Genomic DNA, 16770 nt, shown 5'->3' with positions numbered 1-16770 from the left:
AGAGCTTTTTACTCCTCACTGGCCTGCTCTGCAGCGTAGGCCTGCAGGAGTTTCTCCTGCGTATCACCGGGCACCAGTTCGTAGTTGTCGAAAGACATCACAAACGAAGCTCGCCCTCCTGTCACAGAGCTTAGTGTTGTCGAATACGAGGACAATTCTGCCAAAGGAACTCTTGCTTTGATCAGCTCATAGCCTTTGCGACTCTCCATGCCCATGATAATAGCACGTCGTCCTTGCAAGTCGCTCATCACATCTCCCATATAGTCAGCAGGCACCGATACTTCTACATTGTATATCGGCTCCAATACTTTCGGGACGGCCTCACGGAAAGCCTGACTGAAAGCATTGCGCCCGGCCAGCATGAACGAGATCTCATTACTATCTACCGGGTGCATCTTGCCGTCATAGACAATCACTCGCACATCTCTGGCATAGGAGCCGGTGAGTGGGCCACGCTCCATACGCCCCATAATCCCCTTGAGGATGGCCGGCATGAAACGGGTATCGATAGCTCCCCCTACAACGCTATTGACAAAGACGAGCTTACCACCCCATTCCAACGGTATTTCCTGTGTATCACGAGCCGTAATCTTGAATTCCTGACCACCGAACTTGTATGTCTCAGGCATCGGTTTACCATCTTCGTAAGGCTCCACGATCAAGTGTACCTCACCGAACTGGCCGGCTCCTCCGGACTGTTTCTTGTGTCTGTAATCCGACCGTGCTGGTTTGGTGATCGTTTCCCGATATGGGATACGAGGCTCCATAAACTCAATTTCCACCTTGTCGTTGTTCTCTATTCGCCACTTGAGGGTACGCAGATGAAACTCTCCCTGGCCTCCAACGATCAGCTGGCGCAGCTCTTTGCTTTGCTCTACTACCCAAGTCGGATCCTCTTCGTGCATACGATTGAGTATCTCACCGAGCTTTTCCGATTCGGCTTCATTCTTTGCACGCACGGCACGTCTGTACTTGGGTTGTGGATATTCCACCAAATCGAAACTATGTGTCACTCCCTTGGCGTTGAGCGTATTACCTCGTCGCACATCTTTAAGCTTGACTGTAGCCCCAATATCTCCAGCCACCATGGATTCAACTTTGGTGCGGGTCTGACCTGCACAAACAAAGATTTGGCTGATTCTCTCTTTCGATCCTCTGGAAATATTCTCCAAGTCATCCCCTTCTTTGAGCGTCCCACTCATCACCTTGAAGTAAGAAACCTCACCTATATGTGGTTCGATAGAGCTTTTGAAGAAGTATAAACTGGTCGGAGCCGAAGCATCCGGGCCTACCTCTTCTCCTTCCTGACTCAAAACAGGAGCCATCTTGCCGGGGGAAGGTACCACATTGCCAAGAAACTCCATACTGCGACCCACGCCTACACATTTTTCGGCACTGACACAGAATACCGGACTAATGCTCCGAGAAAGCAAGCCGGCACGGATCCCCTCACGCATCTCCTCCTCAGATAAACTTCCCTGGTCGAAAAACTTCTCCATCAAGGCCTCATCGTTCTCGGCTGCTGCTTCTACCAAAGCCTGGTGCATCTCTTTTGCTCTGGGCATCTGCTCTTGGGGGATGTCAGTCACCTCGGGTTGGCTGCCTTCGGCTCCGTACTTGTACATCTTCATCTTCAGCACATCCACGACCGTATTGAAGCCAGCTCCCTGATTAACCGGATACTGCACCGGCACGATGCGCGAGCCGTAGCGTTCTTTGAGCTGCGCAATAGCAGCTTCATAGTCCGCCTTATCGCTATCAAGCTGGTTGATCAGGAAGATAGAGGGCTTGTTGAGCCGGTCTATGTGGCGAAACTGATTGATCATCCCCACCTCTATGCCATACTGTGCGTTCACAACCATTACAGCAATGTCGGCTACGGAGAGAGCAGAAACGATCGCTCCGGCAAAGTCATCTGCCCCGGGACAGTCGATAAAGTTCAACTTGCGATCCATCCACTCAGTGCTGATCAAAGTAGAGAAAACCGAGTATCCATACTCTTTTTCCACAGGGAAATAGTCGCTGACAGTATTGCCAGCAGCAATGTTTCCTCTGCGTTTTATCACTCCACCCTCAAGGAGGATAGCCTCCGCAAGGGTGGTTTTTCCCGAGCCGGAACTACCGAGTAAGGCGATGTTCCGAATTTCTTTTGTTTGGTACACTTTCATGGTGGCAAAAAGATTTTGTTGTGTTGTTTGATTGTTGTGTTGTTTTATGTGTTGGCTGCAAGTAGAGGATTGGCTATTCCTCCGACAAACCGTGCGCAAATTATAAAAAGTATTCTTCAAAAACAACAAAATAACAGCGATACCTCCCTATTGGTAGAAATTTGCACTTCGCTTAAAACAAACAAAGGAGACCCTTCGATGGTGCCTCCTTGTCTCCCATTAGCCTGCCCGTTAAAAGAAACAAGCAATACTCTCTTCGCTGGAACAGCTTTTCGCAGCTACTTACTCTTGTTTGGTGTATATAAAATTACGGAAAGAGAGTTTGTTGCCGTCAATCTTGCCGGTTTGAGTATCGATTCGCCCCGTGCTCGGATTAATTGCTGAGAAAAAAACGAATGGAGGCTTATACACATAAGTACCCCAGCCTTGCTCTCTCACCTGTCTTCGATCTTCCGATTCATAGGAAGCATCGAAGGAGAACGTCTCTTTCTCGAATTTCAGTATCCTGACACCATTTTCATTGTTGACCCACACTGTCCCATTTAGGGAGTAATCATTCGGCTCATCTTTTTTTGAGCATCCACCCAGCAGCACCATTAGTCCAATGACAGAAATAACTGCAAGTAATAACTTTTTCATTGCTAATCGTATTTGATCCTATTTTCTTCTCACTACGCGAAACAGTCCTCCCTCTACGTGCAGATACCCTCTCTGCGTGCAGATACTGTCGCTCTCCTCCCCGTAAAGATAAGATTTTGCTACTCTCAAACAACTCAACCGGCATCCCATATAATCCGAATTACAGTATTCGGGTGCGGGTTACATCGGATATATACCCGGATTGCAACTTTCGGGTACAATGTCTGCGGAACATCGACCTAAGGCTTCAAGCCAATCTTCAACTCAATCATTTCTACCATCTCTGCCTTGCAGCAAACTTAGAAACAAAACCACACCTCAGAAGAAGACTTTTCAAAAGCATGTAAAAATAACACTCTAACAACAACAAAACGTAAAAACGCAAACTGTCGATTTTTGTCGGCTCTGCCCCCTCTGGGGTTCTAATTTTTATTCTCTGGGGAGAGAGCAAAAATTCTCTCCTCAGAGAAATTTTGCTAACACAGGAGAAAAATTTTGCTCTCACAGGAGAGAAATTTGACCCTCTCAGAATGCCGATGAATAGGGCATTCTGGAGAAGGGATTTTTTGAGAAACAAACCAGTAAAAACGACTCTCAAAACAGCGATTTTCGCCACATCGACAAAAACATTTTTTTACATCACAGATCGCACTCTCCTGCACATTTCTCTCTCAAGAGCATAATTGGGCAACAGAAATGTCTCCAAGACCGATGACGGAAAAGAAGTATCTTTGCCAGCCCTCATTCCGGATGAAAGGAGAGAGGGGCAAAAACTTATTGGCATACAGAAATATCGATCCTATCACAACTAATCCAATACAATCAATGAAAACAAACATTTTTGTCCGTATTGCTGTCATCACCATGGCTGTTTTGGGCTTGTCTTCTTGCTCGTCCAAACTCCGCCCTTACAGCAGTGACATGGTAAAAGTAGCCCCACAGCCTATGGAGCTGAAAGGAGGTAGAATACCCGTATCTGCCACAGCCACATTTGCACCTAAATGGTTCAAGAAAAAAGCCCAACTAATCATCACTCCCGTACTGCGCTATGCCAACGGAGAGACCTGGGGACCTTCCTTTGTTTATCAGGGAGAGAAAGTGCGTGGCAACGAGCGTAGCATTTCTTTTGCTCAGGGAGATGCAGTGAAAATGGATTTTTCGTTTCACTACAAGCCCGATATGCAGCGCAGCGAACTGTACCTTCACCTCAAGGGCAAAAAGGGGAACAAAGAATATACCCTGCCAGAAGTAAAAATAGCCGACGGTGTAATCGCTACAGAAGCTTTGGCTTCAGCAGCAAACTCCTCGGCCGCCATTGCTCCGGATGCTTTTCAGCGTATCATCAAAGAAGCCTACAATGCCAACATACACTTCCTCATACAGCAGGCAGAAGTGAGAAGTAAAGAATTAGGCAAGAAAGAAATAGCCGATTGGCGCAATACCGTAAAAGAAGCCAACGAAGCCCAGAACAAACGTGTATCGGTGGAAGTACAGGCCTACGCCTCTCCCGATGGCGGAATAGAGCTCAACGAGCGTCTCAGTGGCAAACGAGAGAGCAATACCACAGCTTCGCTAAAGAGAGAGTTCTCTCGCAACAGGATCAAAAACGTTGACATCGCAGCTCACTACACAGCCCAAGACTGGGAAGGCTTCAAAGAGTTGGTGGAGAAAAGCAACATTCAGGACAAAGAGCTTGTGTTGCGTGTCTTGCAGATGTACCCCGACCCCGAAACACGTGAGCGTGAGATCAAAAATATCTCCGTGGTATTCAAACAGCTGGCCGATGATATTCTGCCACAACTGAGAAGATCCAGACTTACAGCCAATGTGGAGATCATAGGCAAGAGCGACGATGAAATCCGCTCTTTGGCAGCCAGCAAACCCGAACAGCTCAATATAGAGGAACTTCTCTACGCAGCCACTCTGGTAAGCAACCCGGACGAGCAAGAGGCAATCTATCGCAAGGCGATTAAGATCTATCCGGCAGACTACCGAGCCTACAACAACATCGGTATGCTCTACTACCGGGATGGCAAAATGGCTGATGCAGCCGAATGGTTTGCCTCTGCCAATGCTAAAAAGCCCGGCAACCCCGAAACGAGTATGAATATGGGTCTTCTGGCTCTAATGAATGGAGAAAGAGACAAAGCCATGCAACTCTTCGGTGGAGCCGGTAACGTACCCGAGCTCCAGGAAGCCCGCGCACTGCTCGCCCTCAGCCATGGCGACTATGCCGAAGCCGTAAGTATCTACGGAGAAGCCAAGACTAACAATGCGGCGGTGGCACAGATCCTCAACCACGAATACAACAAGGCATCACAGACTCTGGAGCAGATTGGCCGCCCCGACGCTACAACTGCATACCTCAAAGCCGTTATAGCAGCCCGGACGAACGACATGAATGGCGTAATAAACAACTTGCGGTCTGCGATCGAGCAAGACCGCCATATGGCTCAACATGCAGCCAACGACATGGAGTTTGCTAAATACATACAAAATGCAGCCATAAAGGAACTCCTACGCTGATCGAACTCTCTCGATTTTGATCCCCTGCGATGCGGCTCTGCTGAAGCTAAGACTTCGGCAGAGTCGCATTGTCTTTTACAAATGCGACAAGAGGGGTATCGATAATTGAGTATTACACAATATAATATCATTCATAACAGCTTCGAGAAGAGTATAACAGAGTCAATCTGACAACTGCTGTAAGATTTGAATAGGGTTTTACCGAATAATGTGTATTTTTGCGGTCGCGTGTAGCCATTGTAGGTTATATTGCTTAGTACGAACGAACCACACAAGATGGCCGATATTGTTAGGCAAATAGTAGAAGTAAAGGCTGTTTATCCCGATAGGGTGATTGTACGCATGATGCAAATGAGTGCATGTGCCGGCTGTCATGCCAAAGGCTTTTGCAGCTCTGCCGATTGCAAAGAGCGGGAAATAGTAGTCCCTGGCTCCTACCCCACCCTCCAAGAGGGTGAGCAGGTTGAGCTGGAAGGACGGGAATCCCTCGGCTGGTGGGCCATGCTGCTTTCTTTTGTTTTTCCGCTGATCGTATTGGTAGCTACTGTAGCTGTCTCTCTTATGCTGGGGTTGGACGACTTGTTCGCTGCTCTGGTCGGTCTCGGAGCCATTGCAGTGTATTATGCATTGCTTGCCTTATCGGGCAGTATCCTGCGAAAGAAATTCGTCTTTAGTTTGAGAAAAATCTACACACAGAAATAAATATGATAATTCTTACTACCGTAGTCGTGCTCGTTGTGATCGGAGCAATCGGCTCTTTGTTGCTATTTCTGGCAGCCAAGAAGTTTGAAGTCAAGGAAGACCTACGTATCGGACAAGTAGCAGAAGTGCTGCCTCAGGCCAATTGTGGGGGTTGCGGATTCCCCGGCTGTTCGGGTTTTGCCTCGGCTTGTGCCAAGGCTGATAGTTTGGATGGTTTATTTTGCCCCGTCGGTGGAGCCGATGTGATGAACAAAGTAGCCGATATTCTGGGGATGTCTGCAGGAGCAGCTGACCCTATGGTAGCTGTGGTGCGCTGTAATGGAGACTGTGAAGCTCGCCCTCGCACCAATACTTATGATGGTGCTATGAGTTGCGCTATCGCTGCAGCTCTATACAGTGGAGAGACCGGCTGTAGCTATGGTTGTCTGGGCTGTGGAGACTGTGTGGCTGCGTGTAATTTCGGTGCCATACACATGAACCCGGAGACTGGCCTACCAGAAGTGGACGAAGAAAAATGTACTGCCTGCGGAGCCTGCGTGAAAGCCTGTCCCAAGCACATCATAGAGCTGCGTAAGAAAGGGCCCAAGAGTCGCCGTATCTTCGTCAGCTGTGTAAATAAAGACAAAGGCGGTGTAGCCAAGAAGGCTTGTACCAATGCTTGTATCGGATGCTCCAAATGCCTGAAAGAGTGCAAGTTCGAAGCAATCACAATAGAGAACAATCTCTCTTATATTGATTGGCAGAAGTGCCGTCTGTGTCGCTCTTGCGTAGAGGTTTGTCCTACCCATGCAATCCATGAGCTTAACTTCCCGCCACGCAAGCCGAAACCTGAGGTTCCGGCAGCCAAACCAGAGGCAACAACGGCCCCGGTAGCGCAAGAAGCAACAATACCTCAGGCCTGATCCTCGAGCTCTCTTAGTCTCTTGTGAATTCCTATCTCGAAGAAGAATAATCAATATACAGCATATCAAGTCTATGTTGAGGACATTCAGACTCGGCGGTATTCATCCGCCGGAAAACAAATTGTCGGCCGGGAAGCCCATCGAGGTGCTTACTCTGCCCAAACAAGTGGCTATCCCTCTGGGACAGCATATCGGAGCACCGGCAACTGCCGTGGTAAACAAAGGCGATGAGGTGAAAGTAGGTACGCTGATCGCCCAAGCATCGGGCTTTGTATCGGCCAACATCTACTCCTCGGTATCCGGTAAAGTAGCCAAGCTGGATACACAATACGATGCCAGTGGCTACAAAAAGCCTGTTATCATCATCGATGTAGAGGGTGACGAATGGGTAGATACCATCGACAGAAGTACAGAGCTGCAAGCTCAATGCGATCTGGAGCCGAAGGCTATTATAGACAAGATACTCGCAGCCGGGATCGTGGGGCTTGGTGGAGCTACATTCCCCACACACGTCAAACTGTCTCCCCCTCCCGGATCAACTCCTCAAATCCTCATCATCAATGCAGTAGAGTGTGAGCCGTACCTGACGAGCGACCACGCCTTGATGATGGCCAAAGGAGAAGAAATCATGGTTGGCTGCCAAATCTTGATGAAAGCCATTGGAGTAAATCGCACCGTGATTGGCGTGGAGAACAACAAGCCTGATGCGATACGCCACTTGAGCTCCTTGGCAGCTAAATATAGCGGCATAGAGGTAATGCCCTTGAAGGTACAATACCCCCAAGGTGGCGAAAAACAGCTTATCGATGCCGTGATACGCAAACAGGTCAAGAGCGGAGCCTTGCCTATCAGCACGGGTGCCGTTGTACAAAACGTCGGTACCGTATTTGCTGTCTATGAGGCTGTGCAGAAGAACAAGCCTCTTGTGGAACGCATAGTAACCATCACGGGTAAGAAACTCGCCTCACCATCCAACTACCTGGTGCGTGTGGGTACTCCCATAGCCAACCTCATAGAAGCGGCCGGCGGTCTGCCCGAAGACACAGGGAAAATCATCGGAGGTGGGCCAATGATGGGGAAAGCTCTCTTGACCCCAGATGTTCCCGTAACCAAAGGGACCAGCGGTGTATTGCTGCTGAGTCGGGAAGAAAGCGAGCGTAAGCCTATGGAGCCATGTATCCGCTGCGCCAAGTGTGTATCGGCCTGCCCGATGGGGCTCAACCCTGCGTTCTTGATGCGCGATACAAAATTCAAAGACTGGGAAGGGGCCGAAGCCAACTATATCTTCGACTGTATCGAATGTGGCTCATGCAGCTACACTTGCCCAGCTCATCGTCCTTTGTTGGACTATATCCGATTGGGCAAACAGACCGTAATGGGTATCATTCGCTCAAGAAGCAAGAAATAAGTGAAGCACTCGTATGGAAAATAAATTGTTTATATCCCCCTCGCCTCATATTCATGGAGGCGACAGTATAGGCAAGAATATGTATGGGGTGCTCATCGCCCTCATTCCTGCCTTCTTAGTGTCTGTATATCTGTTTGGCTGGCACTCGCTGCTCATTACGGCCGTGTCCGTAGTGGCCTGCTGTATTGTGGAGTACGTGATTACCAAGTACCTGATGGGACGGCGTCCGACAATTTTCGATGGATCGGCCATTCTCACAGGTGTATTGCTCGCTTTCAATGTACCAAGCAACCTGCCTATCTGGATCCTTCTGCTGGGAGCTCTTGTAGCAATGGGACTCGGCAAGCTGTCTTTCGGTGGCATAGGTGGTAACATCTTCAACCCGGCTTTGGTAGGGCGTGTATTCCTACTTATTTCATTCCCGGTACAGATGACCACTTGGCCTGTACCACAGCCTCTTTTCGGAGCTGCAATGGCAGATGCAACCACCGGTGCGACTCCTTTGGGTATAGCCAAGGGCGTGATAGCAGGAGCACCTGGTATGAGTGCCGATATGCTCCCCTCTACGCTGGATACTTTGATTGGTCTGCATGGAGGGTCACTCGGAGAGATGGCAGCCATTGCCCTCATCCTGGGAGGTGCCTATATGCTCATGCGTCGTATCATCACTTGGCACATCCCTGTGAGTATACTGGCTACAGCCTTTATCTTCGGAGGTATCATGTGGCTCGTAGATCCGGCCATATACCCGACTCCTTGGTTCCATGTCCTCACCGGAGGTATGCTGCTCGGTGCCATCTTCATGGCTACGGACTATGTGACCTCACCCATGAGCAAGAAAGGGCAGATCCTCTATGGTTGCCTGATCGGGTTCCTCACAGTGGCTATTCGCCTGTTCGGTGCCTATCCGGAAGGGATGTCTTTTGCAATCCTGATCATGAATGGATTTACGCCACTGATCAATACTTATATGAAACCTAAACGCTTCGGAGGAAACAAGAAATGAAAAAACTCGCTTCTACTCTACCCAATATGTTGCTCTCTCTGGTAGGTATCTGCCTGGTGGTAGCAGCTATGCTCGGCGGTATGTACAAGCTGACCGAAGAGCCTATCAAAGTCTCCAAAGAAGCAGCCAAAAACGCAGCCATCGCCAAGGTAATCCCCGGCATGGACGATAAGACCGAATTGAGCGAAACTAAGTTTACGCTTGATGGGGACAAAGCCGATGTGGTTGTCTATACAGCAAAGAAAGAAGGGGAGACCATAGGCTATGCCGTGGAGTCTTATGCCGACGGATTCGGTGGTAAAATCTCCGAAATGGTGGGCTTCGATACAGAAGGAACAATCATAGACTTTGTGGAACTGGAAAATGCCGAGACACCGGGCTTGGGAACTAAAATCCCCGAATGGTTTGGCGAAACAGACGCAAAAGGAAAAGGCAAGGGATGTGTCAAAGGTATCGCCATGCCCGAAGTAAAAGAGCTGAAAGTCTCCAAAGACGGAGGGAGTGTAGATGCTATCACAGCTGCTACTATCTCGAGCCGGGCTTTCACAGATGCGGTGAATAGGGCTTACAAGGCATACCAAAGAGTAGTAACCACCAATCAAACGGAAGGAGGCAACTGATATGGCCATGAACAAGAATTTAGCCGTCATTGTAAACGGTATCGTAGCGGAAAACCCCACCTTTGTGCTGATGCTCGGGATGTGTCCCACTCTGGGTACAACCTCCTCCGCCATGAACGGCTTAGGGATGGGTGTGGCCACCATGTTTGTGCTCATTTGCTCCAATGTGGTGATCTCCATGATCAAAAAGTTGATTCCGGATATGGTGCGTATCCCAGCTTTTATTGTCGTGATCGCAGGTTTTGTATCCATGCTGCAGATGCTTATGCAGGCCTATGTGCCGGCTCTGTATGCCAGCTTAGGGTTGTTTATCCCTCTGATTGTGGTAAACTGTATTGTGCTGGGGCGTGCTGAGGCTGTTGCGGCCAAGCGAGGAGTACTGCACTCTGCTCTCGATGGTATAGGTATCGGTCTTGGCTTTACACTGGGGCTCACACTTTTGGGCTCGGTACGTGAGCTGCTCGGTACAGGTAGCGTATTTGGCTTAAATCTCTATCCAGAGAGCTATGGTGCGCTTCTCTTCGTACTTGCTCCCGGTGCTTTTATCGCTCTGGGCTACCTGATTGCTGTTGTGAATAAACTCCAGAAGAAAGCTTAATCCCCCTCCCTAAACAGAAGAATCTATGGAATACTTATTGATATTCATTGCTGCGATATTTGTAAACAATGTCGTATTAGCTCAATTCTTGGGTATCTGCCCTTTCTTGGGAGTATCCAAGAAAGTACAGACCTCTATTGGAATGGGGGCAGCCGTGACTTTCGTTCTTACGCTGGCTACGATCGTAACCTTTCTGATTCAGAAGTTTGTTCTGGATCGCTATGGTCTGGAATTTGCGCAAACGATTGTCTTCATCCTCATTATCGCTGCACTGGTGCAGATGGTGGAGATTATCCTGAAGAAGGTATCCCCCTCTCTGTATCAAGCTCTCGGTGTTTTCTTGCCTTTGATTACTACAAACTGCTGCGTACTGGGGGTTGCTATCCTCGTCATTCAAAAAGACTATAGCTTCATGCAGAGTCTTATCTATGCTATCAGTACTGCTATCGGCTTCACACTGGCTTTGGTTACCTTTGCCGGTATCCGCGAGCAATTGGCTAAGACAGCTCTACCGAAAGCCATGATGGGCATGCCAGCAGCAATGTTGGTAGCTGGTATTTTGGCTATGAGCTTCATGGGCTTTAGTGGTATGGACAAAGGCATCAGACGTGCAACAAGTCCGAAAGAAGAGGTAGCTGTTGTCACAGCAACCGATTCTACCGCAGCACAGCAGGTAGATGCTGTGGCAGCTGCCACAGCTGCTGCAGAGACAGACAGCTTGAATATAGCACAAGAAGATTCGACCCTCATTAAAGGATAAGTAAAGGGATCCACAGACAGACACCTATCCTTGCTCTCCATGCAAGGAATTTGTGATAGCTGTGTTCATGTCGAATAAGTTTGCGGTGTTGCTTTCAGGGTACTGAGTTAAGTCATAAGTACTACGCACGCTCTCTCCCATCTCAACACTTCGCAGTTTTCTCTTCCCTAAAACACAAAAAGGGAGTGCCATTGGTTATGGCACTCCCTTTTTGTGTTTTGCAAGATCGATCGATTGACAGACAATCCCGACCTCGAAATCAATTCCGGAAAATGATCGACTCTCCTTTCTCATCCAAGTCAATTACGATAGGATGCTCTCCGGTCACTTGAGCAGCCAGCAAAGCCTTGCTCAACTCATTGAGGATCTCACGCTGCAGTACTCGTTTCACCGGCCTTGCTCCAAACTCCGGATCGAACCCTCGCTCCGCAACTCGGTCTACAACAGCTGGTGTATAAGTCATTTTCAAACCATTTTCCGCCAACAAAGCAGACACCGCCTGCAGTTGTAACTCCACAATACGACGGATCTCCCCTTTACAAAGCGGACGGAATACAATAACCTCGTCTATACGATTGAGAAATTCGGGTCGTACACTTTGCTTGAGCAAATTCAGGATCTGCTGCTTCGTCTGCTCTACAGTCTCTTCTGTTACATTGTCGGAAAGGCCTGTCAGCTGTTGCTGTATGATATTCGAACCGACATTAGAAGTCATGATAATAATCGTATTCTTGAAATTGACTGTTCGGCCCTTATTATCGGTCAGTCGCCCATCATCCAAGACCTGTAGCAAGAGGTTGAATACATCGGGATGCGCCTTCTCTATCTCATCGAAAAGGATTACTGAATAAGGCTTACGACGCACGGCTTCCGTGAGTTGTCCTCCTTCTTCGTAGCCTACATATCCCGGAGGGGCTCCGATGAGTCGAGAGGCAGCAAACTTCTCTTGGTACTCGCTCATATCAATACGAGTAAGCATAGCCTCATCATCGAAGAGATATTCTGCCAGGGCCTTGGCCAACTCTGTTTTCCCCACTCCAGTAGATCCGAGGAAAAGAAAAGAACCAATAGGACGCTTGGCATCTTGCAACCCGGCACGAGAACGACGCACTGCATCACTTACAGCCGTAATAGCTTCATCTTGACCTACGACTCGTTTGTGCAATTCACCCTCCAAATGAAGTAACTTTTCGCGCTCGCTTTGCATCATCTTGCTCACGGGTATTCCAGTCCAGCGAGCCACGATCTCTGCTATATCATCCGATTCTACCTCTTCCTTGATTGCCGCCTTACCATCTTGTTGTAATTCGTAGAGTTGTTGCTGCAACTCTGCCATTTTTGTTTGCTCGGCTACAATGGATCCATAGCGGATCTCTGCCACCTTGCCATAGTCTCCTTCCCGTTCGGCACGCTCGGCATGATATTTGAGGTCTTCTATAGCTACCTTACACTGCTGTATGGTATTGATCAGATCTTTCTCCCGCTGCCAAGCCGACCGACGCAACTGTTCGTCTTCCTTCAGATCGGCTATCTCTTTCTCAAGCTTGGCTAACTTGGGTTCGTCTTGCTCTCGGCGAATAGCTTCTCGCTCAATCTCCAGCTGTTTGACTCGGCGTTCCACCTCATCGAGATCTTCTGGCAAAGAATCCATCTGCATACGCAATCGGGCTGCAGCCTCATCCATCAAATCAATTGCCTTGTCCGGCAAAAAACGATCGGTAATATAACGATTGGAGAGCTTGACAGCCGAAATGATAGCCTCATCCTTAATACGCACTTTGTGATGATTTTCGTACTTCTCCTTAAGACCCCGTAGAATTGATATAGTACTCAGCTCGTCTGGCTCATTTACCATAACCATTTGAAAACGTCTCTCCAAAGCCTTATCCTTCTCGAAATACTTCTGGTATTCATCCAAGGTTGTTGCTCCAATAGCCCGCAATTCTCCTCTGGCCAAAGCCGGCTTGAGGATATTGGCGGCATCCATAGCCCCCTCACTTTTGCCGGCACCCACCAGCGTGTGGATTTCATCGATAAACAAGATCACCTCTCCTTCGCTCTTGCTCACCTCACTGACTACGGATTTCAGACGCTCCTCAAATTCTCCTTTATACTTGGCCCCGGCGACTAAGGCTCCCATATCAAGACTGAAAATCTTTTTCTGCTTCAAATTGTCAGGCACATCTCCTCGTATGATACGATGTGCCAGGCCTTCGGCTATGGCCGTCTTCCCCACTCCGGGTTCACCAATGAGAATTGGATTATTCTTAGTTCGACGGGAGAGGATCTGCAACACTCGTCGTATCTCTTCGTCTCGACCTATCACCGGATCCAACTTCCCGTCGCGAGCACGGGCACAAAGATCTGTCGCATACTTCTCCAGAGACTGATAAGTGTCCTCAGCCGATTGACTCGTCACTTTCGCTCCCTTGCGAAGCTCCAAAACAGCTGCTTCGAGTTGCTCATGTGTCACTCCCATATCTTTAAGCAGCTGCCCAGCCTCACTCTTAACTGATATAATAGCCAAGAGTAAATGCTCCAGCGCAACATAGCGATCCTGCATCCGGTGGGCAATATCCTCCGCTTGTCTAAAGACTTCATTTGCCTCGTTGCCAAGGTAAGGCTCTCCACCGGAGACTTTAGGCTGCTTAGATAAAAGAGCCATGGCTCGCTCACGCAATACAGTCCGTTGCAACCCTAATTTGGGAAGAACGAAATCTACCAAACTCTCGCCCTTGTCTATCAGGGCGACTAACAAGTGCAGCGGCACTATCTGCTGCTGCCCCTCGACGCGGCACAGCTCTACAGCCTGCTGTAGAGCCTCCTGCGATTTGATGGTATAGCTATTGATGTTCATATCTAACTTTCTATCAATCAAATATGATACCATCCCAATTTCTCACTGACAAAATGGCATCAAAGAGTCTCGCCTTCGAACCGAAAGATGAGGTGGACAAACTCCTTTCAGATATGGCTTGATATGAACAAAGAGACTGGATACTCCACCCAGCCTTAATGAGCATATCAGGCAAAAGCCTCCCTATATAGGGCATCTATTTTCCAAGTGTGGAAAGCAAACTTTCCACATAAGAGAAATATACTTTCCAGTTTAGGAAACGTCAGTTCGACGTAAGAAAACGACCAAGCAAAATAGGGATGTCAAATGAAAAGAAGAGAAACTTAACCTACACTCTTTTTCGGACACTACCATTCAGAGACATTGTATGAGATCTTAATCCAATTCAGAGAGCAATGCAAAGCTTCTCTTGATCTGATGAGATCAAGAGAAAGACTCTTAAGTCGGGGTTCTGAGAGAGGAAAAGGGACTATCGTTGCATGCAACGATCCTTACGGGTTGGATACTTATTTCCCAAGGGACAAAAGAAAAGGAAGCTGTACCGAAAAGAATATTCGGCACAGCCTCCTTTTTTAAGTCTATGGAAGTCTTACTCTACAAGACTTTTTGGGAAAGAATCTTCTTCAAAGAAGCAATCCGTTCGGCTTTAGAAAACTCAAAAGAAATAAGCGGCTCGACGGTTATAGCGGTTTTACCAGCCATATCCAACACAACTACATTCCATTTCTTGTCCTCTGTTTCCATACCGGCAGCCCATTCTCCATTTCCTCCAATGATGCCGACAGCATCGGAATAGTCAGTCATCTTACCACTCAAACCATTCTTCTTTAGCCAACCGGAGAACTCGTCTCCAAGTGCAATCTCCAAATTCAACGGATTTGCTAGAACCATCAGTACAACTCCCAACCTATCTGCTTCATCTTCCGGATTAGGAAATTTGTAGCGGACACCAGTGATGTTCGTTACAGAGAGCTTGCTCCCATAGGTATTGAAAAGGAGCTTCTTGTCATCAGACTCTTGTTCGTTGAGCTTTCGGAGCCCAAGTTGCTCTTCATAAGCACGGATCTTATCAGCCATATCCTCTTTCCCTTCCAAAAGGAGTTTATAGGAAGCAAAATCAGCTGCTTCGAAGTGATATTTGTTCTCCTCTGGAACCTTTTTCTGGGTCACAATCACAGCAATGTTCTTGGTTTCAGCTCCTATTGCGGAAACCTCTACTGAAGTGTTGCCAGGCTTAATTGCAGATAGTAAGCCTGTTTCACTTACTGTGGCAATGGTGGCATCTTTACTCGTCCAATTGATCTTGGTTCCCTCGGGAGAAACACTGGCTTCCAATTGCACAGTCTGTCCCTCCTCTACTGTCACAGAGGTTTGTTTCACAGTCAAAACGACCGGTATCTCCTCTCCTTGTTTTTTGTTGTCTGATGAGCAAGATATGGCTCCTACAATGAGTCCCAAACTCCAAACAGCAAGCAAGTAACTATTCAAATTCTTAATCATGTCTATTTGCTATATCAATCTTTTAACCAATCGCTTATTAATAGATAACAGAAGATGTCAGAGAACAAACTTGCTAACCTCTCTCCTATCTATATGTATCAAATAAGTTCCTGAAGAAAGAGAATCCAACTCAATAACAGCTCTACCTTCATTGTCAATAGAAAAGACCTTGATACAGGATCCGTCCATCCCCAATATAGCCCCTACGGTATTAGGGCGAGCTCCTTCGATATAGCAACGATTCGAACTCTTATCCAACTTCACCACAAAAAGCCTCTTCTCAGTAGGAAATAAACTTATGGGGTTTGGTTCTCCTTCATAGTCTATTCCATTATACTCATTTGCCCCCATAGCAAAGTCCTTCACAAGCCAATTCTTTGCTTTAGCCTTGTCAATGAGATCTTTGTAAAAAACATTAGTCTCATTATGTGTGGCATTTAGAATATTTACTGCAAAGAACAAACCCGGAGTCAATATTCCGCAAGTTGGCATACTGTTGATAAACTTTTCGGCCTTATCGCCTTTGATAAAACAACCGAAAACAGCCACAAATTTCAACTTCGAACAAGGAGTTAGATCCAAATCACTCAGGTAGTTGTAATAGCAATTAAGGAACTCCAAGTTGGGGAGTTTCTCCAGATCCAAAGAGCGGAGCTCATTGCCGTAGCAGTGTAGTGTCTTCATCGAGGCATTAGCCTCACCAATGATAAGCTTCTTCATTCTGTTATTACTACAGCCCAAATACTCGATTACAGAACTGCCACTAATATCTACAGAATCAAGTTGATTCTCAAAACAAAAAAGTCGGTGCACAGGACCTACAATTCTGATCTCTTTATCCTTTATCGTGTAGTAACCCGAGTTGAAAAGATTTTTTTCGGCCCCTTCAACCTTTATCTCTGTTCCTTCACCATGCTCTATAGTTAGGTCAAGAGTTGTGCCTATTTCTTTTCTTGTCCACAGTTTAATAACAGCCTGACTTTCTTGCGCACTCAAGACAAAAATCCCTTGCAACAAACAAGATACCAGCCCTATGGATAAAAACAAATAACGCAGCTTAGAATTAGTATTCATGATTTAAAAT

The 16770-nt window shown here is 47.6% G+C and carries 12 protein-coding genes and 1 pseudogene; 8 read left to right on the top strand and 5 right to left on the bottom strand.

What is annotated here, in order from left to right; translation table 11 throughout:
* Positions 1–8 precede the first annotated feature (8 nt).
* Both DQN70_RS03120 and DQN70_RS03115 read right to left on the bottom strand, forming a co-directional pair.
* A complete protein-coding gene (locus DQN70_RS03120) occupies positions 9–2168 on the bottom strand; it encodes an elongation factor G (protein ID WP_023937912.1) in 2160 nt (719 codons plus the stop codon).
* 282 nt (positions 2169–2450) lie between these two features.
* The gene (locus DQN70_RS03115) at positions 2451–2807 is read right to left on the bottom strand and encodes a hypothetical protein (protein WP_036888180.1); all 357 of its coding nucleotides are present in this window, start codon (positions 2805–2807) and stop codon (positions 2451–2453) included.
* Between the two features lie 825 nt (positions 2808–3632).
* Between DQN70_RS03115 and DQN70_RS03105 the strand changes: the two genes are divergently transcribed.
* From DQN70_RS03105 to DQN70_RS03070, 8 genes and pseudogenes are all read left to right on the top strand, one after another.
* Positions 3633–5333, top strand: coding sequence for a tetratricopeptide repeat protein (locus DQN70_RS03105; protein ID WP_023937906.1), 1701 nt, complete (start codon positions 3633–3635; stop codon positions 5331–5333).
* A gap of 276 nt (positions 5334–5609) precedes the next feature.
* Positions 5610–6035, top strand: coding sequence for a SoxR reducing system RseC family protein (locus DQN70_RS03100; protein ID WP_023937905.1), 426 nt, complete (start codon positions 5610–5612; stop codon positions 6033–6035).
* Between the two features lie 2 nt (positions 6036–6037).
* Complete coding sequence (locus tag DQN70_RS03095) at positions 6038–6937, top strand: Fe-S cluster domain-containing protein (RefSeq protein ID WP_023939285.1); 900 nt, start codon at positions 6038–6040, stop codon at positions 6935–6937.
* 73 nt (positions 6938–7010) lie between these two features.
* Positions 7011–8345 (top strand): electron transport complex subunit RsxC, encoded by a 1335-nt coding sequence (rsxC, locus tag DQN70_RS03090; RefSeq protein ID WP_023937903.1) that lies wholly within the window; start codon positions 7011–7013, stop codon positions 8343–8345.
* A 13-nt stretch (positions 8346–8358) separates the two neighbouring features.
* Positions 8359–9351 carry an RnfABCDGE type electron transport complex subunit D gene (locus tag DQN70_RS03085; protein ID WP_023937902.1) on the top strand — a complete coding sequence of 331 codons (993 nt, stop codon included), beginning with the start codon at positions 8359–8361 and terminating at the stop codon, positions 9349–9351.
* Positions 9348–9971: an RnfABCDGE type electron transport complex subunit G gene (locus DQN70_RS03080; RefSeq protein WP_023937901.1), complete on the top strand. Its 624-nt coding sequence runs from the start codon at positions 9348–9350 to the stop codon at positions 9969–9971. Before DQN70_RS03085 ends, DQN70_RS03080 begins: the two co-directional genes overlap by 4 nt.
* 7 nt (positions 9972–9978) lie before the next feature.
* A complete protein-coding gene (locus tag DQN70_RS03075; RefSeq protein ID WP_036888336.1) occupies positions 9979–10569 on the top strand; it encodes an RnfABCDGE type electron transport complex subunit E in 591 nt (196 codons plus the stop codon).
* Positions 10570–10594: 25 nt separating this feature from the next.
* Positions 10595–11161: pseudogene (locus DQN70_RS03070) on the top strand (electron transport complex protein RnfA); the annotation flags it as partial.
* A gap of 427 nt (positions 11162–11588) precedes the next feature.
* Here DQN70_RS03070 and clpB read toward each other — a convergent pair.
* The 3 genes from clpB to DQN70_RS03055 form a co-directional block, all read right to left on the bottom strand.
* Positions 11589–14186 carry an ATP-dependent chaperone ClpB gene (clpB, locus tag DQN70_RS03065; RefSeq protein ID WP_023939282.1) on the bottom strand — a complete coding sequence of 866 codons (2598 nt, stop codon included), beginning with the start codon at positions 14184–14186 and terminating at the stop codon, positions 11589–11591.
* A 594-nt stretch (positions 14187–14780) separates the two neighbouring features.
* Complete coding sequence (locus DQN70_RS03060) at positions 14781–15686, bottom strand: Ig-like domain-containing protein (RefSeq protein WP_023937895.1); 906 nt, start codon at positions 15684–15686, stop codon at positions 14781–14783.
* A gap of 57 nt (positions 15687–15743) precedes the next feature.
* Positions 15744–16760 carry a leucine-rich repeat domain-containing protein gene (locus DQN70_RS03055; RefSeq protein WP_023937894.1) on the bottom strand — a complete coding sequence of 339 codons (1017 nt, stop codon included), beginning with the start codon at positions 16758–16760 and terminating at the stop codon, positions 15744–15746.
* Positions 16761–16770 lie beyond the last annotated feature (10 nt).

It is taken from the genome of Porphyromonas crevioricanis, from assembly GCF_900476255.1.
Classification (GTDB): Bacteria; Bacteroidota; Bacteroidia; order Bacteroidales; family Porphyromonadaceae; genus Porphyromonas; species Porphyromonas crevioricanis.
Note: the sequence above shows the minus strand (reverse complement) of the source record. Positions and strands in the feature narration are given on the sequence as shown.

Bases quoted from the DNA above. Each gene is read 5' to 3' on its own strand.
- DQN70_RS03120 (WP_023937912.1), bottom strand. From the start codon at position 2,168: ATGAAAGTGTACCAAACAAAAGAAATTCGGAACATCGCCTTACTCGGT.
- DQN70_RS03060 (WP_023937895.1), bottom strand. From the start codon at position 15,686: ATGATTAAGAATTTGAATAGTTACTTGCTTGCTGTTTGGAGTTTGGGA.
- DQN70_RS03095 (WP_023939285.1), top strand. From the start codon at position 6,038: ATGATAATTCTTACTACCGTAGTCGTGCTCGTTGTGATCGGAGCAATC.
- DQN70_RS03105 (WP_023937906.1), top strand. From the start codon at position 3,633: ATGAAAACAAACATTTTTGTCCGTATTGCTGTCATCACCATGGCTGTT.
- rsxC (WP_023937903.1), top strand. From the start codon at position 7,011: ATGTTGAGGACATTCAGACTCGGCGGTATTCATCCGCCGGAAAACAAA.
- DQN70_RS03080 (WP_023937901.1), top strand. From the start codon at position 9,348: ATGAAAAAACTCGCTTCTACTCTACCCAATATGTTGCTCTCTCTGGTA.
- DQN70_RS03075 (WP_036888336.1), top strand. From the start codon at position 9,979: ATGAACAAGAATTTAGCCGTCATTGTAAACGGTATCGTAGCGGAAAAC.
- DQN70_RS03100 (WP_023937905.1), top strand. From the start codon at position 5,610: ATGGCCGATATTGTTAGGCAAATAGTAGAAGTAAAGGCTGTTTATCCC.
- DQN70_RS03055 (WP_023937894.1), bottom strand. From the start codon at position 16,760: ATGAATACTAATTCTAAGCTGCGTTATTTGTTTTTATCCATAGGGCTG.
- DQN70_RS03115 (WP_036888180.1), bottom strand. From the start codon at position 2,807: ATGAAAAAGTTATTACTTGCAGTTATTTCTGTCATTGGACTAATGGTG.
- DQN70_RS03085 (WP_023937902.1), top strand. From the start codon at position 8,359: ATGGAAAATAAATTGTTTATATCCCCCTCGCCTCATATTCATGGAGGC.
- clpB (WP_023939282.1), bottom strand. From the start codon at position 14,186: ATGAACATCAATAGCTATACCATCAAATCGCAGGAGGCTCTACAGCAG.